Source organism: Halomonas litopenaei (genome assembly GCF_003045775.1).
GTDB lineage: Bacteria > Pseudomonadota > Gammaproteobacteria > Pseudomonadales > Halomonadaceae > Halomonas > Halomonas litopenaei.
The window spans coordinates 785460-806043 of record NZ_PXNS01000001.1 but is presented as its reverse complement, the minus strand read 5'-3'; the positions used below and the strand labels follow the sequence as shown (position 1 = coordinate 806043).

Below are 20584 nucleotides of genomic sequence, written 5' to 3'. Positions count from 1 at the left end.
ACTCAGCGCAGTCCCTGCTCGGCCATGGCCACGGCACGAAACAGCGCACGCCCCTTGTTCAGGGTCTCGTCCCACTCGGACTGGGGCACCGAGTCCGCCACCACGCCGGCGCCGCATTGGACGTGCAGCTGACCGTCCTTGATCACCGCGGTGCGGATGGCGATGGCGGTGTCCATGTTGCCATGCCAGGACAGGTAGCCGACGGCCCCGGAGTAGACGCCGCGCTTGACCGGTTCGACCTCGTCGATGATCTCCATCGCGCGGATCTTGGGCGCTCCGGACAGGGTGCCCGCCGGGAAGGTGGCGCGCAGCACGTCCATGGCGCTGTAGCCCGGCTTCAGCTTGCCGGTGACGTTGGAGACGATGTGCATGACGTGGGAGTAGCGCTCGATGGCCATCTGATCGGTCACCTCGACGCTGCCGGTCTCGGAGATGCGGCCGACGTCGTTGCGGCCCAGGTCGATCAGCATCAGGTGCTCGGCGACTTCCTTGGGGTCGGCCAGCAGGTCCTCCTCCAGCGCCTTGTCCTCCGCCTCGGTCTTGCCGCGCACCCGGGTGCCGGCGATCGGACGCACCGTCACCATGCCATCCTCCAGGCGGGTCAGGATCTCCGGCGAGGCGCCCACCACATGGTGGTCGTCAAGGTTGAAGAAGAACATGTAGGGCGACGGATTGAGGCTGCGAAGAGCCCGATACAGGTCCAGCGGCTCGGCCTGGAACTCGATCGACATGCGCTGGGACGGCACGCACTGCATCACGTCGCCGGCCAGCACGTACTCCTTGATCCTTTCCACCGCCGATTTGAAGCCCTCTTCGGTGAAGCCGGAGGTGAAGTGCCCCTCCTCCACCGCCGGGCGCGCGTCACCGGGCACTCGCGAGGCCACCGACAGCGGGCTGCGCAGGGCGTCTTCCAGGGCGCTCAGCCGGGCCTGGGCGGCGCTGAAGGCCGAGGGCGTGGAAGGATCGGCGTGGGTCCACAGGGTCAGACGCCCATAAAGGTTGTCGAACACCACCAGCTCATCGCACACCATCAACAGGATGTCCGGCACCCCGATGGGGTCGTCCTTCTCCACACCGGCCAGGCGCGGCTCGATATAGCGGATGGTGTCGTAGCCGAAGTAGCCCACCAGTCCGCCGTCGAAGATCGGCTGGTTGTCGAGCACCGGCACCTTGAAGCGACGCTGAAACTCCTCGATCCAGGCCAGAGGATCTTCCACTTCGGTGGCGCCGGTCACGTCACCATCGACAATATGCTGAACCTGATAGCCCCGCACCTCGATGCGTTCGCGACAGGGCAGACCGATGATCGAGTAACGCCCCCACTTCTCGCCGCCGGTCACCGACTCGAGCAGAAAGGTCCAGGGTTGATCGGCCAGTTTCAGATAGGTGGACAGCGGCGTGTCCAGGTCGGCCATCATCTCGCGGGTGATGGGAATACGGTTGTAGCCGGCCTGGGCCAGCTCGTCGAAACGCTCGGGGGTCATCATGCCCAGATCCTCAATTCAAGAGACGAAAGTGACAACGACAAGAACGGAGTAACGGTCACCATCGCCAACCGCAGGACGTCGTAGGCAGCGACGCAGACAGATGCGGACAGGACATCGAGGAGAAGCAAGGCTGGGCCATGGGCAGTCCACCAGCGAAACGAATGAATGAAGCCAACGAGTGACAGACCGCTACCGCGAGACCCGTGCGCCGCGCTCGCGGATTCCACACGACGGGATTCCCTGTGACGGGCGCCTGGCAAGGCCTGCAATAGCGAGGATTTATCGGCATGACGCTAGCGATAGTGTCATGCCAAAAAACCCTAAACGAGTTGTTCCAGCGATTCAACCACCAGATCCGGCTCGCTCAGACTGATCGGCTCGCCGTGATTGTAGCCGTAAGGCACCGCCACGGTACGGAAACCGGCGGCCTTGCCCGCCGCGACATCGTGACGGGAGTCGCCCACCATAAGACAGTACGAGGGACAGACGTCGAACTGCTGGGACAGGTGTCGCAGCGGCATGGGGTCAGGCTTGCGACGAGGCAGGGTGTCACCACCGAGGCAGGCGGAAAAGAAGCCATCGATACCCAGGTGCTCGAGGATCGGGTGGATGAAGGCCTCGGGCTTGTTGGTGACCAGACACAGGATCAGACCCCGCCCGAACAGCCGCTTCAAGGTCTCCGTCACCCCCGGATAGAGCCTCGTCCTGTCGCAGGGACGGCGATGGTAGTGCTCGAGGAAGCGCTCGTGGGCGGTCTTCAACAGCACCTCGCTGGGGGCCTCGCCCAGTGCATCGGTCAGGGCACGTTCCAGCAGCACCCAGGCACCATTGCCGACCCAGTCGCGCACCCTGGCTTCGCCTGCCGGCGCCAGTTCGACGTCGATCAAGGCGGCATCCACCGCCGCTGCCAGGTCCGGGACCGAATCGATCAGGGTGCCATCCAGATCGAAGGCCACCAACAGCACCCCCTCCAGGGCGTCACCCATAGGCCGTCTCCTCGACTATGCCGAAATTGGAATATCTATGCGCGGCGCACATTCTGGCGCAAGCGCCGTGGTCAGCCAAGCACTTATCTGTCTATGATGGCGCTCCACCTTTTTTCTGGAGCTCATCATGAGCAAACCCACCATCGTGGTTGTCGGCGGCGGCGCCGGCGGCCTTGAGCTGGTCACGCGCCTGGGACGACGGCTCGGCAAGAAGGACAAGGCCGACATCGTGCTGGTCGATCGCAATTCGACCCACATCTGGAAACCGCTGTTGCATGAGGTCGCCACCGGCGTCCTCGACTCGGGCCTCGACGAGATTTCCTATCAGGCCCACTCGGCGGCCAACGGCTACCGCTTCCAGCGCGGCACCCTGTGCGATCTGGATCGCGAGTCCCGCCAACTGACCCTGGCCCCCATCGTCGATGACGAGGGCAACGAGATCCTGCCGGCGCGGCGTCTCGACTACGATCACCTGGTACTGGCGGTCGGCAGCGTCAGCAACGACTTCGGCACGAAAGGCGTGGCGGACCACTGCCACTTCCTCGACAGTCCTGCCCAGGCCGAAGGCTTTCGCCAGGCACTGCTCAATACCTTCATGCGCTACAGCACCCGGCTCGAGGATCAGGATCCCTGTATTACCGTGGGCATCATCGGGGCCGGGGCCACCGGCGTCGAACTGGCCGCCGAGTTGCACGACGCCTCGCGCATGCTCAAGAGCTACGGCTTTACCGCGCTGGGCCGCGAGCACCTGCGGGTCCACCTGATCGAGGCCGCACCCAAGGTGCTGCCGGCGCTGCCGGACCGCATCAGCGGCGCGGTGCACAAGGAACTCGAGAACCTGGGGGTCAAGGTCCATGTGGACACCCGGGTGACCATGGTCGACGAGCGCGCCATCCACACCACCGACGATGACGCCATCGAGATCGACCTGGGGGTGTGGGCCGCCGGCATCAAGGCTCCGGCCTTCCTGGCAGAACTGGGGCTGGAGGTGGAGCGCAACAACAGGGTCAAGGTGGCCGCCACCATGCAGAGCATCGATGACCCGCGCATCTTCGCCTTCGGCGACTGCGCTAGCTGCCCCCAGGAAGACGGCACGGTGGTGCCACCCAGGGCCCAGGCCGCCCACCAGCAGGCCGGCGTGCTCTACCGCAACCTGTGTGCCGTGGTCGACGGCAAGCCGCTCAAGGAATTTGTCTTCCGCGACCGAGGCTCGCTGATTTCGCTGGCCCACTTCGACGCCATCGGCAGCCTGATGCGCGCCGCCTCGGCCCGTAGCCTGTTCATCGAGGGTAACCTGGCGCGCTTCTTCTACGCCTCGCTCTACCGCATGCACCAGCGCGCCATCCACGGCACGGTCAAGACCGCGATGATGGTGGTGGTCGATGGGCTTAACCGCTTCCTCAAGCCCAGGCTAAAGCTGCACTAGGGCTCGTCTGAAACGTGCCTGCCCGCACACCCCTGAAAGACTTCGCACTGTGCGTTTACAGCAAGAGAGGCTGCCCCAGGGCAGCCTCTCTTGCTTGTCGTCATCGACAGCACCACATCCTGCTCAGGCGTTGGCCTGGGGCTCGTCCTTGGCGTGGTGATAGAGATGCACGTCGCGCTGGGGAAAGGGAATGCTGATGCCTTCGCGATCGAAGCGACGCTTGATCTCCTCGGTCATCTCCCAGTAGACGTCCCAGTAGTCGGATGCCTGCACCCAGGGCCGCACGATCCAGGTGATGGAGGAGTCGCCCATGGCATTCATGCGGATATTCGGCGCCGGTTCGCTGAGCACGCGAGGGTCGTCGGCGACCACGCTCTCCAGCACCCGTCGCACGGTATCGATGTCGTCGTCATAGCCGACCCCCACCGTCAGATCGACCCGACGAGTGGCGTGGGCAGAATAGTTGACCACGGCACCGCTCATCATCTGGCCGTTGGGCACGATGATCTTGCGATTGTCCGGCGTGCTCAGCTCGGTGCTGATGATCTGCACATCCTCGACGGTGCCGCTGACCCCACCGGCCTCCACGTAGTCGCCGATCCGGTAGGGGCGGAAGATGATGACCATGACCCCGGCGGCGAAGTTGGCAAGCGACCCCTGCAGGGCCAGACCCACCGCCAGACCGGCGGCACCGATCACCGCGATCAACGAGGCGGTCTGGATACCGATCCGGCTGATGGCGGCCAGGATCACGAAGGTCAGCAGCAAGGCATACAGGATGTTGCCGAGGAACTTGACCAGCAGGGGTTCGACGTCGGCACGCTGCATGCCCTTGACCACCACCCGGTGTACCGCCTTGGCCACCCAGCGCCCGATGATGAAGATCGCCGCCGCGGCGACCAGATTGATCAGAAACTGCAGCCCGGTGGTCGAGGCAAACTCGATCAGGGCCTCCACGTCCAGCTTTTGCAGGAACTCCATCTACCTCTCCTTGTATGTCGTTTTCGTTATCGAAGTACGATCCTGCTCAACCACCGCCCTCGCTTCGTCAGTGCTGATGCGCGCCGCCAGCCACTGGCGCTTGCGACGCACCGACATGCGCTTGACGGCGATTTCCAGCCGGCTGGCGTCACCTCGCGTGCCGACCGGCTCCTGATGGCGAAGCGTCAGCGGGCCCTTGCCACGCAGCGCCTTGGCGCCCTTGCCGCTGCGGTGTTGCTCGACACGCCTGGCAACATCGGTGGTAATGCCGGTATAAAGCGCCCCGGCCGCCGTCTCGACGATATACAGGTACCACGTCGTCGTCGCCGCCGCCGGCAGCTCGGGTACTGGCTCGCCTGAGACAGGCTCATCTGAGACAGGCTCGACTAAGCCCGGCTCATCCAAGCCCGGCTCGCCTAAGCCCGGCTTGCCTGAGCCAGCATAGTCCGAATCGCCAATCACCGCGTAGAGGCCAGGCGCGAGCGAAAGTCGGCGATGATGCTGTCGTAGCCGTGGGGGTCCTCGTCGCGACGCGCGCCGAACACCGCGGAGCCCGCGACGAAGGTGTCCGCCCCGGCGCGCGCGATCTCGGCGATATTGTCTACCTTCACGCCACCATCCACCTGCAGACGAATGTCCCGTCCGCTGGCGTCGATGCGCGCACGCGCCTGGCGCAGCTTGTCGAGCGTCGCCGGGATGAACGACTGACCGCCGAAGCCCGGATTGACGCTCATCAGCAGCACCATGTCGACCTTGTCCATCACGTAGTCCAGGTAGGACAGTGGCGTCGCCGGGTTGAACACCAGCCCGGCCTTGCAGCCGCCGTCACGAATCAGCTGCAGCGAGCGATCGATATGTTCGGAGGCCTCGGGGTGGAAGGTGATGTAGCTGGCACCGGCATCGATGAAGTCACCGATCAGTCGATCCACCGGCTTGACCATCAGGTGGGCGTCGATGGGCGCGGTGACGCCATGCTTGCGCAGCGCCTCACAGACCATCGGCCCGATGGTCAGGTTAGGCACGTAGTGATTGTCCATCACGTCGAAGTGGACGATATCGGCACCCGATGCCAGCACGTTGTCGACCTCTTCTCCCAGGCGGGCGAAGTCAGCGGACAGGATCGAAGGCGCGATCAGGAAGTCGTTCATGGAGTCATCCGAGGAGAGAGTCATGGTGGAGGCCACAAGGGCTCGACGAAAAGCGGCATTCTAGCAGTTGGTCCCGCCCGCATCAGCGATCTTCCTCCACGTCTTCTGCCGACTCGTCCGGTTGCAGTCGTCTATAGTATGCGCGTTGCGACATCTTATATTCCAAACAGTTTTAACAAACAGGATTGTAATTCCTTAAAATTAGCCTTAGCCTTCGTTGCGATTCGCCGATTTCCCCGGCCCACCCCCGACGTCAAGGAACCCCGACATGAAGCTGCCCCCGATCCTGCGCCGTACCGCCCTGTCCCTGTCCCTGTCCCTGGCCGCCGGCCTCGGCGGTGCCATGGCCTCGCCGGTAATGGCCGAGGACAAGGAGCTGCTCAACTCGTCCTATGACATCGCCCGCGAGCTGTTCGCCGCCATCAACCCGGCGTTTCAGCAGCACTGGCAGGCAGAGAATGACGGTGAGCTGACCATCAAGCAGTCCCACGGCGGCTCTTCCGCCCAGGCCCGCGCCATCCTGCAGGGCCTGAAGGCCGACGTGGTGACCTACAACCAGGTCACAGACGTCCAGGTACTGGCCGATGCCGGCCTGGTCGCGGAAGACTGGCAGAGCCAGTTGCCCAACAATGCCTCGCCCTACTACTCCACCACCGCCTTCCTGGTGCGCAAGGGCAACCCCCAGGGCATCGAGAGCTGGGAAGACCTGGCCGCCGAGGGCGTCGAACTGGTGTTCCCCAACCCCAAGACGTCCGGTAACGGCCGCTATACCTACCTGGCCGCCTGGGGTGCCGCCGAGCGCAACTTCGACGGCGACGAGGACCAGGTGCGCGAGTTCATGAGCGACTTCCTCGGCAATGTGAAGGTGTTTGACACCGGCGGCCGCGGCGCCACCACCAGCTTCATCGAACGTGGCATCGGCGACGTGCTGATCAGCTTCGAGTCCGAGGTCAACAATATCCGTGACGAGTACGGCAGCGACGAATACGACGTCATCGTGCCGCCGGTCAGCATCCTCGCCGAGTTCCCGGTGGCGGTGGTCGAGGAAAACGCTGAGCGCAACGGCAACCTCGAGCTCGCCCGTGCCTACCTCGACTACCTCTACACCGAGGAGGCCCAGCGCCAGCTGGCAGGCTTCAACTACCGCGTCCACAACGAAGCGGTGAAGGAAGAGTTCGCCGATAGCTTCCCCGAGACCGAGCTGTTCGAGGTTCAGGACGTGTTCGGTGGCTGGAACAGCGCCATGGACACCCACTTCAAGAGCGGCGGCGAGCTGGACCAGCTGCAGCGTCGCTGATCGTCAAGGCAAGCGACCTATCCCATGCACAAGGCCATCTCCCTGCCCTTTGCCCGATCCGCCCGGCGCCGCGTGCTGCCGGGCTTCGGCCTGTCTCTGGGCATCAGCCTCACCTTCGTCTCGCTGGTACTGCTGCTGCCGCTGACCGGCCTGGTCGGCCAGCTCAAGGGGCTGTCGCTGTCCGAGTACTGGTTCATCATCAGTGAACCCCGCGTGGTGGCAAGCTACGTCACCACCATCGGTGGCGCCCTGGTGGCGGCGCTGGTCAACGCCGTGTTCGGGCTGTTGATGGCCTGGGTGCTGGTGCGCTACGACTTCCCCGGCAAGCGCCTGCTCGATGCCCTGATGGACCTGCCCTTCGCGCTGCCCACGGCGGTCGCCGGCATCACCCTGGCAACGCTCTACTCGTCCAAGGGCTGGATGGGACAGCTGCTGGAGCCGTTGGGCTGGCAGGTGTCCTACACCTGGGTCGGCATCGCCCTGGCCATGGCCTTCACCAGCATCCCCTTCGTCGTGCGCACGGTGCAGCCGGTGCTCGAGGACCTGCCCGCGGAAATCGACGAAGCCGCCATGAGTCTGGGCGCCCGCGACGGTGTGGCCTTTCGTCGGGTCATCCTGCCCCACCTGTGGCCGGCCCTGGTCACCGGCACCGGGCTCGCCTTCGTGCGCTCCCTGGGCGAATTCGGTGCGGTGATCTTCATCGCCGGCAACATGCCCTACGAGACCGAGATCACCTCGCTGATGATCTTCGTCAAGCTGCAGGAGTACGACTACGTGGGGGCCTCGGCCATCGCGTCGGTGGTGCTGGCGACCTCGCTGGCGCTGCTGCTGGCGATCAACCTGTGGCAGGGACGCTTTATCCGCCGACTGCACGGAGGACGCGGCTGATGCAACGAATCGGTGACGCCCCCTGGCTCAGGCGCAGCCTGATCGCACTGGCGGTAACGCTCTCGGCACTGTTTCTGCTGCTGCCGCTGCTGGCCATCTTCGCCCAGGCCCTGGCCGAGGGTGTCGGGCCCTTCATCGCCAATGTCACGGATCATTTCACCCTGGCGGCGATCGGCCTGACCCTGTTCATCACCCTGCTGACGATCCCGGTCAACCTGGTCTTCGGAGTCATGCTGGCCTGGCTGGTGACCCGCTTCGCCTTCCCCGGACGGCGCCTGCTGCAGACACTGATCGACATCCCCTTCGCCATCTCGCCGGTGGTGGCGGGCCTGGTCTACCTGCTGCTCTACGGCCGCAACGGCTGGGTCGGCGGCTGGCTGGATGCCCACGACATCCAGCTGATGTTCGCCTGGCCCGGCATCCTGATGGTGACCATCTTCGTTACCTGCCCCTTCGTCGCCAGGGAGCTGATCCCGCTGATGCAGGCCCAGGGCTCCCGCGAGGAAGAAGCGGCGGTAACCCTCGGCGCACGCGGCTTTACGCTGTTTCGCCGGGTGACCCTGCCCAATATACGCTGGGCCCTGCTCTACGGCGTGATCCTGACCAACGCCCGGGCGGTGGGTGAATTCGGCGCGGTCTCGGTGGTCTCCGGGGCCATCCGCGGCGAGACCAACACCCTGCCGCTGCACGTGGAGCTTCTGTATCAGGACTACAACACCGTCGGCGCCTTCGCCAGCGCCGCCCTGCTGGCGCTGATCGCCCTGCTTACCCTGGCCGCCAAGGCCACGCTCGAATGGCGCGCCACGCGCCGGGAGGCCCTGACATGAGCATTCGTCTCGACCATATCCAGAAGCACTTCGGACGCTCCCAGGCGCTGTCTCCCATCGACCTGGACATCAACAGCGGCGAGCTGATCGGCCTGCTGGGCCCGTCCGGTTCCGGCAAGACCACCCTGTTGCGGATCATCGCCGGGCTCGAGACACCGGACGACCACCCCGACTGCCGCATTCTGTTCGGCGAACGCGACGTGACCCACGTCCACGTACGTGACCGGCGTATCGGCTTCGTGTTCCAGCACTACGCGCTGTTCCGCCATATGAGCGTGTTCGACAATGTCGCCTTCGGCCTGACCGTGCTGCCCCGCCGCGAGCGTCCCTCAAGCGGTGAGATCCGCTCCCGGGTCATGCAGCTGCTGGAGATGGTGCAGCTGTCTCACCTGGCCGAACGCTTCCCGGCGCAGCTCTCCGGCGGGCAGCAGCAGCGTGTCTCGCTGGCACGCGCCCTGGCGCTCAAGCCAGAGGTGCTGCTGCTCGATGAACCCTTCGGGGCGCTCGATGCCAAGGTCCGCCAGGAGCTGCGCCGCTGGCTCAGGCACCTGCACGACGAGCTGGGCTTCACCAGCGTGTTCGTGACCCACGACCAGGAGGAAGCGCTGGAGCTGTCTGACCGTGTGGTGGTGATGAGCAACGGCCGTATCGAGCAGATCGACACCCCGGAGACGCTGTACCGTCAACCGCGCAATCGCTTCGTGTTCGAATTCCTCGGCGACGTCAATCATCTGGAAGGCGAGGTTCGCGGCGGCGTGCTGACCTGCGGTGAGGCGCGCCTGACACTGGACCTGGACGACGGCCCTCAGGAGATTCTGCTGCGCCCCCACGAGGTACAGGTGGCCGCCGCCCCCAGTGCCGACGCTCACCTGCCCGCGGTGGTCACCGCGGTGGTCCCGGTGGGCGCCGAAGTGCGCATCGAGCTGAACGCCGACTGGATGGACGAGCCCTGGATGGCGACCCTGAGCCATGGCGACGCCGAACGCCTGGCACTTGGCCGTGGCTCCCGGGTCTACGCCCTGCCCCGCCGCTGGCACCACTATCCAGACAGTCGGCCCGATAGCCAGCAACCGGACGTGTCGGGTGATAGATCCGCCAAGAGTGGTGCCAAGCGCCGAGAATCCGGCGCCACCGTCTAAGCGCCGAGAATCCGGCGCCACCGTCTAAGCGCCGCCAAGGGTGGCGCCGCTGTCCAAGCGCTGCGGGCCCGGCGCCACTGTCCAAGCGCCGCCAAGGGTGGCGCCCTGTCCAAGCACCGCGAGTGCGGCGCAGACGCCCACCTGGCGGGCCTTGTCCGCTTCGATCAGCCCAGGAACTTTTGCTGCACGCCCCCCTCTGATAGACGTACTATCGCCCGTCCAGGCAAAGCCTCGTCCGACGAGTGCGCACTACGGTGCGATTTCTACCGATAATACGACAAGGAGTTCCCCCTATGCTTCGTCGCCTTCTGTTGGGCGCCGCTGGTGTGACCGCGCTGCTCGCGCTCAGCGCCTGCTCGAGCCCCCACCATCTGCAGCCCGACCCCAAGCGCAGCGTGGCCGTGCCGGCCTCCGGCTCTGGCCAGGCGGTCACCGTCATCGCCGCCGATGACCGCCCCTCGGACGTGCTCGGTACCCGCAGCGGCAGCGCAAGCTCCACCGCCACCATCAGCGTCAGCCCCCACGAGATCGTGCCGAGGCTTCAGGCCGAGGTGGAGCGGGCGGTGCGCGAGATGGGCTTCAGCCCCACCGCCGAACCGGCTCCGGGCCGCCCCAGCCTGACGCTGACGCTGAAGAAGCTGAGCTATGAACGCGGCCAGAGTCAGCCGCTGGTGGACGAGGCCAGACTGGAAAGCGTCATCGAGGCCGAAGCCAGCAATGACGGCCAGACCTACACCGGCACCTACACCTCGCGCCGCGTGCAGAGTTATGCGGTGAAGCCGGACAAGGCAACCAATCAGCGCATGGTCACCGACCTGCTCACCGACGGTCTGAACCGGGCCTTCGCCGACCCGGAGCTGGGCCAATTGCTGGCCCGCTGACGCTCGCCCGCCCCGCGGGGCGGGCCAGGCAGGCACACGACAGCGCGCTGCCCCTTGAGGGTGGCGCGCTTTGGTTTGATGCACTCAATCACTCGTCGGTGGTGGGACCACGCCGTACCAGCGCCCAGACCGACTCACGAAAGCCATTGGCTTCGGGCTCGCCGTCTTCCAGGTGGGTTACGATGAAGTTGGGGTCGAACAACCGCCTCACCTCGGCGCCGTCCACATGGAACGGCGGACCTTCGTCGCCGCTCCGACTCAGACTGACCAGCAGCCCCCGCGCGCCAGGCGGTATCAGCTGGGCCAGGTGAAAGGCGTAGCGCTGGCGGGTGGCCTCGGGCAAGGCGATCAGGGCGGCGCGATCATAGAAGGCGCCGATCTCCGAGGCCTGGGCGATATGGAAGTGAAAGAAGTCACCGCACCATAGCTCGATACTGCCCTGTCGCAGAATCGCGAAACCGTCCTGCTGGTAGCGCGACACCTCCCCTCGGCCATCTTCCACAAACTGTTCGAGCGCGCGCTCCGACAGCTCGATGCCGAGCACCGGATGTTGATGCTCGGCCAGCCAGCGCATGTCCAGGCTCTTGCCGCACAGCGGCACCAGCACCTTGGTCCCGGGAACCGCCCCCAGCATCGGCCAGTGGCGGATCAGTGCAGGATGAACGCTATCGCGATGAAAGCCGATGCGCCCCTCTTCCCAGCGTTTCAACCAGTGTTCGTGCATCGAATTCTCTGTCCCGGGTGCTAGAACCAGCGGTCGCGCTTGCGCCGACGCCGCGGCAGGTGCGGCACGATCAGGCCGACGATCAGGCCCGCCCCGGCGACGCCCCCGCCGTACATGAAGTAGCGCATCAGCAGGTCTTCCTTGCGGGTCTCCAGGCGAGCCTCGAGGTCCTTGTTGGTCTCGCTGATATCGCTGAAGGCGCTCTCCAGCTCATGATTGCGTGCTTCCAGTTCGGCGATGCGGCTCTCGCGCACCTCGAGGGTCTCGGTCATGGTCCGAGTGCGCTCTTCCCAGCTTTCGTTGATGCCGTCGAGCTCCTCGGTGAGTTCTTCCACCCTTGCCTCGAGCTTGGGCAGCTGGTCGCTGGCGCTGGGGGTCTGTTGCAGTTCGCTGCTGGGGACCCAGACCACGTCTCCGCTGTCGCTTCGGACCTGGGAATAGTCGCCGGAGGTGTCCAGCAGGGTCACCGGCTGGCCGGCGGTCAAGGTGCCGACGATGCGGTAGCCGTCGGTGGGGCCACTGCGCACATAGGTGGTGAGTTCGTCCGACACCCACCGTGAGGTGCCGTCGTCCTGAGCCATCGCCGGCAGGGCGGCGCCGGTCAGGGCGAGGCCCAGGGTCACTGTCTTGAGAAATTGCGTTTTCATGCCGTCTTTCCTGGCTAATCTGGGCTCGGTTGCGACTCGAGTGACGCTGCGCCGGCTTCCTGCCAAGCCGCAACGTGCGATGAGACCAAGGAGGGTGACAAACGTTCCACAGCTCCTGTGGACAAGTGTCGGGAAAACCGCTGGACATCGCTGTCCTGCGGGCGAGACACCTGGGGTTGGCACAAAATGGTCATAAAATAGCCAGCCCGCGTTCCCATCCGCCCGCAAGACTATCACATTGGCTCACCGGGATACCCCGGCCTGTGGACCAAGATCCACCGGGATCTCCGCGCGCTCTGCCCTGGTCCCTGGCCGGTACGTCGGCAAACTGGCCCCACCCGGGCCGGGTGCGTATAATGCGCCACGGTCGTTCGACCGCCAGTCTCGCGCCCATTCACCACCACTCACGTGACCAGGCACCCCTGGTGCCCATCGGGCCGGGAGCCCGACATATTGCTATGACGAAGAAACTCTTCATCAAGACCCACGGCTGCCAGATGAACGAGTACGACTCTGCCCGCATGGCGGATCTGCTCGGCGACTCCCATCAGATGGAACTGACCGACAACGAACAGGACGCGGACGTGATCCTGCTCAACACCTGTTCGATTCGGGAAAAGGCCCAGGAGAAGGTCTTCCACCAGCTCGGTCGCTGGAAGAAGCTCAAGCAGTCCAACCCCGATCTGGTGATCGGCGTCGGTGGCTGCGTGGCCAGTCAGGAAGGCGAGGCCATTCGCAAGCGCGCCCCCCACGTCGACATGGTGTTCGGTCCCCAGACCCTGCACCGGGTGCCGAGCATGCTCGACGCCAGCCGTGACAACCAGATCTCGGTGGTGGACGTCACCTTCCCCGAGATCGAGAAGTTCGATCACCTGCCCAAGCCCAGCTCCGACGGCGCCAGCGCCTTCGTCTCGGTGATGGAAGGCTGCTCCAAGTACTGCACCTTCTGCGTGGTGCCCTACACCCGTGGCGAGGAAGTCTCGCGGCCGTTCGAGGCGGTCATGGACGAGGTCTTCCACCTGGCCGACCAGGGCGTTCGCGAGATCAACCTGCTGGGCCAGAACGTCAACGCCTACCGCGGGCTCAACGACGACGGCGACGAAATCGATCTGGCCGAACTGATCGCCTGCGTGGCGGCGGTGGACGGCATCGACCGTATCCGCTTCACCACCTCGCACCCGGTGGAATTCAGCGACAGCCTGATCGAGGCCTACGCCGAGATTCCGGAGCTGGTCAGCCACCTTCACCTGCCGGTGCAGGCCGGTTCCGACCGTATCCTGGCGGCGATGAAGCGCGGTCACACGGTCGAAGAGTACGTCGACAAGATGGAGCGCATCCGCGCCCTGCGCCCGGACATCAGCTTCTCCTCGGACTTCATCATCGGCTTCCCGGGCGAGACCGAGGAGGACTTCGAGGCGACCATGGACCTGATCCATCGCATCGGCTTCGACGTGTCCTTCAGTTTCGTCTACTCCGCTCGCCCGGGCACCCCGGCGGCGGCGCTTGACGACGAGACCCCGGAAGAGATCAAGAAGCAGCGTCTGGCGATCCTGCAGGAGCGCATCAACCAGCAGGCGATGCAGATCAGTCGGCGCATGGTGGGCACTACCCAGCGTGTGCTGGTCAGCGGCTTCTCGCCCCGCGACCCGGGCCAGTTGTCCGGACGCACCGAGAACAACCGGGTGGTCAACTTCCGCGCGGCCAACCCCACCGAGCTGATCGGCTACTTCGTCGACGTCGAGATCACCGAGGCCCTGCCCAACTCGCTGCGTGGCGAACTGGCTTCCGGCGAGCGCTACTAAGGCTCGCCCTGCTCCGGGACGGGCGGCTTGGCCGTTTCACCATGACGATCGCCAATGCACAGGACCCGGAGCATTGCCCTGGCCCACGCCGGGGCAGTAAGCTGAACCTTCAAAGCCACCCAAACACGGATTCTTCACGCCTTGAGCCAGCCATCGACCCAGGCCAACCGCATCATCACGCTCAACCTCGAACCCAACGAGCCCCGCCGTCTTGCCAACCTGTGTGGCCAGCGCGACGAGCATCTGAAGCTGATCGAAAGCCGGCTCGGCGTCACCCTGCGCAACCGCGGCAACATGTTCCAGCTGGCCGGCCCCGGCGCTCGCGTCAAGGCGGCCGCGAACCTGGTGGAACACCTCTATCGTGAGGCCGAGGCCACCGAGCTGACCCCGGACACCGTGCACCTGTTCCTGCAGGAAGCCGGCATCGAGGCCCTCGACGAGGACGCCGAAGAAGACGCCGGCGAGGGCGAGGTGCTGATTCGTACCCCGCGCACCCTGATCAAGCCGCGCGGCCTCAATCAGCAGGGCTACGTCACCAGCATCCGCAACCACGACATCAACTTCGGCATCGGCCCCGCCGGTACCGGCAAGACCTACCTGGCGGTGGCGGCTGCGGTGGAAGCGCTCAACCAGCAGCAGGTGCGACGCATCCTGCTGGTGCGCCCGGCGGTGGAAGCCGGCGAGAAGCTCGGTTTCCTGCCCGGTGACCTTGCCCAGAAGATCGATCCCTACCTGCGCCCACTGTATGACGCCCTGTACGAGATGATCGGCTTCGAGCAAGTCGCCAAGCTGATCGAGCGCCAGGTGATCGAGATCGCGCCGCTGGCCTACATGCGCGGGCGCACCCTGAACAATGCCTTCATCATTCTCGACGAGAGCCAGAACACCACTCGCGAGCAGATGAAGATGTTCCTGACCCGCATCGGCTTCGGCTCCACCGCGGTGATCACCGGCGACGTGACCCAGGTCGACCTGCCCAAGGGCCAGAGCTCCGGCCTGATCCAGGTGCTCGATGTGCTCAAGGACACCGCCGGTATCGGGGTGACCCACTTCGCCGCCAAGGACGTGGTTCGCCACCCGCTGGTGCAGCGTATCATCGAGGCCTACGACCTGTTCGAGGCCAACCAGGAAGCCGAGGAGCGCGCTCGCCGCGAGGCGCGTGCCGAAGAGCGTCGGCTGGAGCGTGCCGAGCGTCTACAGTCCATGAACGGTGACGGAGACGCCCACCGATGAGCGCCTGCGTGGACCGTCAGGTGGCCAGCGAGGCCAGCGACCTGCCAGAGGCCGATGACCTCGAGCGCTGGGTCGACGCCGTGCTGGCCCGCTTCCCCGAACGGGCGGAGTCGGAACTCACGATTCGCCTGGTCGACGCCGACGAGAGCCAGACCCTCAACCGTGACTACCGTGGCAAGGATGCCCCGACCAATGTCCTGTCATTCCCTTTCGAGGCCCCGCCAGGCCTCGAGCTTCCGCTGCTTGGCGATCTGGTGATCTGCCATCCGGTGGTCGTGCGCGAAGCACGCGAGCAGGACAAGTCGCTGATCGATCACTACGCTCATATGGTCGTGCACGGCACCTTGCATTTGCTGGGCCATGACCATATCGAGGATGAGGAGGCCGACCTCATGGAAGGCCTCGAGCGCAGTATCCTTGCCGGCCTGGGCATTGACGACCCTTACGCCCCGCCGGCCCCATCTCCGGATCCCGGTAGCGAGGACGAGAGAGCCGACGCATGAGCGAAGACCGATCGAGTAGCCAGGCCCCCAACAAATCCTGGTTCGACAAACTCTTCAGTGCCCTGTCCAGCGACAGTGACGAACCCAGCTCGCGAGAAGAGTTGCGCGAATTCCTGCGCCAGGCGGGCAGCCGCCTGAAGCTTGAGCAGGATGCCATGACCATCATCGAAGGCGCCCTGAACATCAGCGACCAGCAGGTCAGGGAGGTGCTGATCCCGCGCTCCCAGGTCACCGCCCTGGAGCTCGATCAGCCGCTGGAGGACTACCTGCCGATCATTCTCGAGACCGGTCACTCGCGCTACCCGGTGATCGGCGAGAACCTCGACGAGGTCAAGGGCATCCTGCTGGTGAAGGACCTGCTGCCGTTGCTGCAGGGGTCCAGCGACGACCGCCCCTTCCAGCTTGAAGAAGTCCTGCGCCCTGCCATGTTCGTGCCGGAGTCCAAGCGCCTCAACAGCCTGTTGAAGGAGTTCCGTGACACCCACAGCCATATGGCGGTGGTGGTGGACGAGTACGGCGGCACCGCCGGGATCGTCACCATCGAGGACATCCTCGAGGAGATCGTCGGCGACATCGAAGACGAGCACGACACCGACGAGGAAGAGGACATCCGCCAGCTGGGCGATGACCGCTACGCGGTGCGAGCCCTGACCCCCATCGAGGACTTCAACGAGCGCTTCGGCACGCGCTTCTCCGACGACGAGTTCGATACCCTGGGAGGACTGGTGATGCAGCGTTTCGGCCACCTGCCGGCGCGCGGCGAACATACTCTGATCGGGGGCTGGCGCTTCACCGTGCTCAACGCCGACAATCGGCGTATCCGGCTGCTCGAGGTCGAACCCGAAAGCCGTACCGACGACTGAACCCGTGCGTCCCCGTCCGGGGACGCCTTGCCTTTCTCGCCCACACCAAGGATGGACCCCATGCTCGAGCGAGTGCTCGGCGGCAGGGCCGGCTACCTTGCCGCCCTGATTGCCGGAGGGCTGACGACCCTCGCCGCCGCCCCCTTTTCCTGGTGGTGGCTGGCCCCGCTGGCCGCCGCCCTGGTCTACGCCGGTCTCTATCGTCGGGGCGCACGCCAGGCGCAGCTGCGCGGCTGGTGTTACGGCCTCGGACTGTTCGGAAGCGGCGCCTCCTGGGTCTACGTATCGATCCACGACTATGGCTACACCAGCGCACCGCTGGCGTTCTTCCTGACCGCCCTGTTCGTGGCCAGCATGGCGCTGTTCGTCGCCTTGCCGATGGGGCTGTTCCGGCGCCTGATGCCGGCCCGCCCCACCGCGCTGGCGGGCGGGCTCGGCTTCGTCGGCTTCTGGGTACTGATGGAGTGGATCAGGACCTGGCTGTTCACCGGCTTTCCCTGGCTGCTGCTCGGCAGCACCCAGGTCGACTCACCGCTGTCGGCGCTGGCGCCGCTGGGCGGCGTCTACCTGCTGTCGCTGGTGGTGGCGGCCAGCGGTGTGTTGCTGACGGAGCTCGCGCGGCCACGACCGCTGGCCGCCCTGCCGCTGGTGGCCCTGTGGGGTCTGCCCTGGCTGCTGCCGAACCAGTGGACCTCGCCCACCGGTGATCCGCTGAACGTGGCCCTGTTGCAGGGCAACCTGCCCCAGGAGATCAAGTGGCTGCCAGAGGGCCAGCGTCAGGCGGTCAATACCTATCTGGGCATGACCGGTGACCTGGAGGCGACCGTCCCGGTGGAGCCGGACATCGTTATCTGGCCCGAGGCGGCCCTGCCGATGTTCGAGGACCAGGCCGAGCCGATCATGGCCCGCGCCCAGGCGGCGCTGGCCCCCGAGACGGCGCTGCTGACCGGCATCCTTCAGCGCGAAGCCGACGGGCGCTTCTTCAACGCCGTGAGCGCCTACGGCAACGCCAGTGGCGCCTATCGCAAGGCCCACCTGGTGCCCTTCGGCGAGTACCTGCCACTGGAAAGCCTGCTCAGGGGCGCCATCGCCTTCTTCGACCTGCCGATGCCGGCCATGACGCCGGGACCGGATACGCAGCCGCCGATGACCGCCGCCGGTCACACCCTCGGCAACGCCATCTGCTACGAGATCATCTACGCCGACCTGGTGGCCGAGCGTGCCCGTGATTCGGAACTTCTGCTCACCGTCTCCAACGACAGCTGGTTTGGCGATTCGATCGGCCCCCACCAGCATCTGGAAATGGCCCGGCTGCGCGCCCTGGAAAACGGCCGCTACGTGATGCGAGCCACCAGCAATGGCATCACCGCCATCATCGACGATCAGGGACGCCTGCTCGACCAGCTGCCCCAGTTCGAGACGGCTCGCCTGGACGGTCAGGTGCAGCCGATGCAGGGGCTGACGCCCTTCACCCGCACCGGCAGCTGGCCCACCTGGCTCGTCGCCGGGCTGATGCTGCTGGCGGGCGCACTGTGGCGCCGGCGGGACTGAGCCAACGCAAGCCGACGCAAGCCGACGCAAGCCAACGACCGTCGACGCCGCTCTGGCCGCGAACGACATTCACCACAAACGACAACGCCGCGAGGGCTCAGGCCCTCGCGGCGTTGTTGTGTTGCAACCGTGTTGCCACCATGTTGCAACAGTGCGGATTAGTGTACGAGCGTCAGGCGGGTATCAAAGGCCAGATGCGTTCCTCGGATACCCTCCTGCCTGTCACGCTGACGAAGGTTACTCGGCGGCCTCGTCGTCCTCCGCCTCGCCCAGCACTTCAGGGATGCTGGTCTTGACGAAACGCCCCGGCGCGGGCTCCAGCAGCGGCAGCTCACCGCCACCAGGCTCGCGGGCATCGACCATCTTGTCGGCGTCCACGTAGCCACCCTTGACCATCCACTCCTGCCAGTGGGGCCACCAGGAGCCTTCATTGGCCTTGGCCCCGGCCAGCCACTCTTCGTGGTTGTCGGGTAGCTCGTCGTTGGTCCAGTAGCCGTACTTGTTCTTGTGCGGCGGGTTGACCACGCCAGCGATATGGCCGGAGCCCCCCAGCACGAAGGTCACCGGGCCCTTGGGCAACAGCGCGCCGTAGTAGCTGCTGTTCCACTTGGCGATATGGTCTTCCTTGGTGGCGATGAAGTAGCTCGGCGTCGACACCTTGCGCAGGTCGATCTTGACGCCGTCGAGCTCGACACCGCCTGGCTCGACCAGCTGATTCTCCTGATACAGATGGCGCAGGTACCAGCCGTGGGTGCCCGCCGGCAGGTTGGTGCCGTCGGTATTCCAGTACAGCAGGTCGAAGGCCGCAGGATCCTCGCCCTTCAGGTAGTTGTTGACGTAGAACGACCAGAACAGATCGTTCTCCCGCAGCAGGTTGAACGAGTAGGCCATGACGCGGCCATCCAGGTAACCGTCCTGCTCGAGCTTGGCTTCGATGCCCTGAAGTACCGGTTCGCTCAGGAAGACGCCGATCTCGCCGGGGTCACGGAAGTCCTGCAGGGTCGCCATGTAGGTCACCGACTTGGCCTTGCGCCCGCGCCGGGTACTGGTCAGGTAGGCCATGGTCGAGGCCGTCAGGGTGCCGCCGATGCAGTAGGACAGGAAGTTGGCCGACTTCTCGCCAGTGGCCTGCTCGATACCGTCCAGCGCCGCGATCGGGCCAAGCTGCATGTAGTCCGCCCAGGTCAGATCGCGCTGCTCCGGTCCGGGGTTGCGCCAGGAGATCAGGAACACGGTGTGGCCCTGGTCCACCAGCCACTTCACCAGCGAGTTTTCCGGGCGCAGGTCGAGCACGTAAAACTTGTTGATCCAGGGTGGCACGATCAACAGCGGCGTCTTGAACACCTTCTCGGTGGTGGGCGCGTACTGGATCAGCTGGATCAGCTCGTTTTCCATCACCACCGCGCCTTGTGACACCGCGATGTTTTCACCGACCTCGAAGGCGCTGCGATCGGTCATGGTGACGTTAAGACCCTCGGCCGAGTTGGCCAGGTCCTCGCGCAGACGCGACAGACCGTCGACCAGGTTCTGGCCCCGGGTCTCGAGGGTCTTGCGCATGACTTCGGGATTGGTGGAGACGAAGTTGGTCGGCGACATGGCGTTGACCATCTGACGCGCGTAGAAGGACAGATTGCGCTTCTCGCCGGGGCTCAGATCGTCGAGCTTGTCCACCAGAGTCTCGACGGTGTTCGAGAACAGCAGATACTGCTGCATGATGGCGTTGTAGCCAGGATCGCTGGTCCAGGCCTCGTCCTTGAAGCGGCGATCGCCGCGGGACGGCGTCACCAAGGGCTCGAAAGCGCCACCGCTGGCCGCCGCCATGGCCTGTTGCCACAGCGCCATCTGATCCTGCATCAGCTTGGCCTGGGTCTCCCATAGCAGGGTGGGATTGCGCATCAGCGATTCGGCACCGGCCTGGAAGCTGTTGCGAATGTCCTCCATCACCGAATCCGCTGCGTCATTGGGCACCATGCGCGAAAGGAAATCTTCCATCAACGCCTGGTACTCGGCGCCCAGCACCGATAGCTGGTTGCCCCATTCCTCCGGGTTGTCCGCCGCCTGATCACCTGCCGCCATTGCGTTCTCCTCTGGCCTGCCCTGCAAAAAAGGGTGGACCACCGTCGGCCTCGCGGCGTCGCAGCTATCCACCCTCGTTTCGTCATCGTTGTTGGGGGGCGAGTCGGCCGCCGCTGTCTATGCCG

19 protein-coding genes are annotated in these 20584 nt (G+C 65.2%); 11 read left to right on the top strand and 8 right to left on the bottom strand.

Features of this window, described 5'->3' with window-relative positions:
* Nucleotides 1-2: 2 nt before the first annotated feature.
* Nucleotides 3-1484, bottom strand: a complete 1482-nt coding sequence (gene trpE / locus C6W88_RS03670) for an anthranilate synthase component I (protein ID WP_045993597.1) — start codon at nt 1482-1484, stop codon at nt 3-5.
* Between the two features lie 323 nt (nt 1485-1807).
* Nucleotides 1808-2473, bottom strand: a complete 666-nt coding sequence (locus C6W88_RS03665; protein ID WP_108131492.1) for a phosphoglycolate phosphatase — start codon at nt 2471-2473, stop codon at nt 1808-1810.
* A gap of 127 nt (nt 2474-2600) precedes the next feature.
* Here C6W88_RS03665 and C6W88_RS03660 point away from each other — a divergent pair, with 127 nt between their 5' ends.
* Entirely contained in the window at nt 2601-3899 is a 1299-nt protein-coding gene (locus C6W88_RS03660; RefSeq protein ID WP_108131491.1) for an NAD(P)/FAD-dependent oxidoreductase, read from the top strand.
* Nucleotides 3900-4022: 123 nt separating this feature from the next.
* Here C6W88_RS03660 and C6W88_RS03655 read toward each other — a convergent pair whose 3' ends face one another.
* From C6W88_RS03655 to rpe, 3 genes are read right to left on the bottom strand one after another with little or no spacing between them, the layout of a single operon-like run.
* Nucleotides 4023-4880, bottom strand: coding sequence for a mechanosensitive ion channel family protein (locus C6W88_RS03655; RefSeq protein WP_045991780.1), 858 nt, complete (start codon nt 4878-4880; stop codon nt 4023-4025).
* Nucleotides 4881-5285: a GIY-YIG nuclease family protein gene (locus C6W88_RS03650; protein WP_231498480.1), complete on the bottom strand. Its 405-nt coding sequence runs from the start codon at nt 5283-5285 to the stop codon at nt 4881-4883.
* Nucleotides 5286-5338: 53 nt separating this feature from the next.
* Nucleotides 5339-6052, bottom strand: a complete 714-nt coding sequence (gene rpe, locus C6W88_RS03645; protein WP_045991820.1) for a ribulose-phosphate 3-epimerase — start codon at nt 6050-6052, stop codon at nt 5339-5341.
* Nucleotides 6053-6371: 319 nt separating this feature from the next.
* Here rpe and cysP point away from each other — a divergent pair, with 319 nt between their 5' ends.
* The 5 genes from cysP to C6W88_RS03620 all read left to right on the top strand — a co-directional run bounded on the left by cysP (nt 6372) and on the right by C6W88_RS03620 (nt 11060).
* Nucleotides 6372-7325: a thiosulfate ABC transporter substrate-binding protein CysP gene (gene cysP / locus C6W88_RS03640; protein ID WP_240184296.1), complete on the top strand. Its 954-nt coding sequence runs from the start codon at nt 6372-6374 to the stop codon at nt 7323-7325.
* Between the two features lie 24 nt (nt 7326-7349).
* Nucleotides 7350-8213 (top strand): sulfate ABC transporter permease subunit CysT, encoded by an 864-nt coding sequence (cysT, locus tag C6W88_RS03635; RefSeq protein WP_108131489.1) that lies wholly within the window; start codon nt 7350-7352, stop codon nt 8211-8213.
* Entirely contained in the window at nt 8213-9040 is an 828-nt protein-coding gene (gene cysW / locus C6W88_RS03630; protein WP_108131488.1) for a sulfate ABC transporter permease subunit CysW, read from the top strand. Before cysT ends, cysW begins: the two co-directional genes overlap by 1 nt.
* Nucleotides 9037-10179 (top strand): sulfate/molybdate ABC transporter ATP-binding protein, encoded by a 1143-nt coding sequence (locus tag C6W88_RS03625; protein WP_108131487.1) that lies wholly within the window; start codon nt 9037-9039, stop codon nt 10177-10179. Before cysW ends, C6W88_RS03625 begins: the two co-directional genes overlap by 4 nt.
* 293 nt (nt 10180-10472) lie before the next feature.
* Complete coding sequence (locus C6W88_RS03620; protein ID WP_045991784.1) at nt 10473-11060, top strand: YajG family lipoprotein; 588 nt, start codon at nt 10473-10475, stop codon at nt 11058-11060.
* Between the two features lie 88 nt (nt 11061-11148).
* Here C6W88_RS03620 and C6W88_RS03615 read toward each other — a convergent pair whose 3' ends face one another.
* Together C6W88_RS03615 and C6W88_RS03610 are read right to left on the bottom strand one after the other, a co-directional pair.
* On the bottom strand, nt 11149-11784 hold the full coding sequence (locus tag C6W88_RS03615; RefSeq protein WP_108131486.1) for a class I SAM-dependent methyltransferase: 636 nt from the start codon (nt 11782-11784) through the stop codon (nt 11149-11151).
* 20 nt (nt 11785-11804) lie between these two features.
* Complete coding sequence (locus tag C6W88_RS03610; protein ID WP_108131485.1) at nt 11805-12431, bottom strand: TIGR04211 family SH3 domain-containing protein; 627 nt, start codon at nt 12429-12431, stop codon at nt 11805-11807.
* Nucleotides 12432-12889: 458 nt separating this feature from the next.
* Between C6W88_RS03610 and miaB the strand changes: the two genes are divergently transcribed.
* The 5 genes from miaB (at nt 12890) to lnt (ending at nt 18383) form a co-directional block, all read left to right on the top strand.
* The gene (gene miaB / locus C6W88_RS03605) at nt 12890-14233 is read left to right on the top strand and encodes a tRNA (N6-isopentenyl adenosine(37)-C2)-methylthiotransferase MiaB (protein WP_045991787.1); all 1344 of its coding nucleotides are present in this window, start codon (nt 12890-12892) and stop codon (nt 14231-14233) included.
* A 141-nt stretch (nt 14234-14374) separates the two neighbouring features.
* Nucleotides 14375-15466, top strand: a complete 1092-nt coding sequence (locus C6W88_RS03600) for a PhoH family protein (protein WP_045991788.1) — start codon at nt 14375-14377, stop codon at nt 15464-15466.
* Nucleotides 15463-15969, top strand: coding sequence for an rRNA maturation RNase YbeY (ybeY, locus tag C6W88_RS03595; protein ID WP_108131484.1), 507 nt, complete (start codon nt 15463-15465; stop codon nt 15967-15969). The genes C6W88_RS03600 and ybeY overlap by 4 nt, the downstream gene beginning before the upstream one ends.
* Nucleotides 15966-16832 (top strand): CorC family transporter, encoded by an 867-nt coding sequence (locus tag C6W88_RS03590; protein WP_045991790.1) that lies wholly within the window; start codon nt 15966-15968, stop codon nt 16830-16832. Before ybeY ends, C6W88_RS03590 begins: the two co-directional genes overlap by 4 nt.
* Nucleotides 16833-16892: 60 nt before the next feature.
* Nucleotides 16893-18383, top strand: coding sequence for an apolipoprotein N-acyltransferase (gene lnt, locus C6W88_RS03585; protein WP_108131483.1), 1491 nt, complete (start codon nt 16893-16895; stop codon nt 18381-18383).
* Nucleotides 18384-18620: 237 nt separating this feature from the next.
* Here the strand turns inward: lnt and phaC are convergent, their stop codons facing one another.
* Nucleotides 18621-20459: a class I poly(R)-hydroxyalkanoic acid synthase gene (gene phaC / locus C6W88_RS03580; RefSeq protein WP_045991792.1), complete on the bottom strand. Its 1839-nt coding sequence runs from the start codon at nt 20457-20459 to the stop codon at nt 18621-18623.
* Nucleotides 20460-20584: the final 125 nt, after the last annotated feature.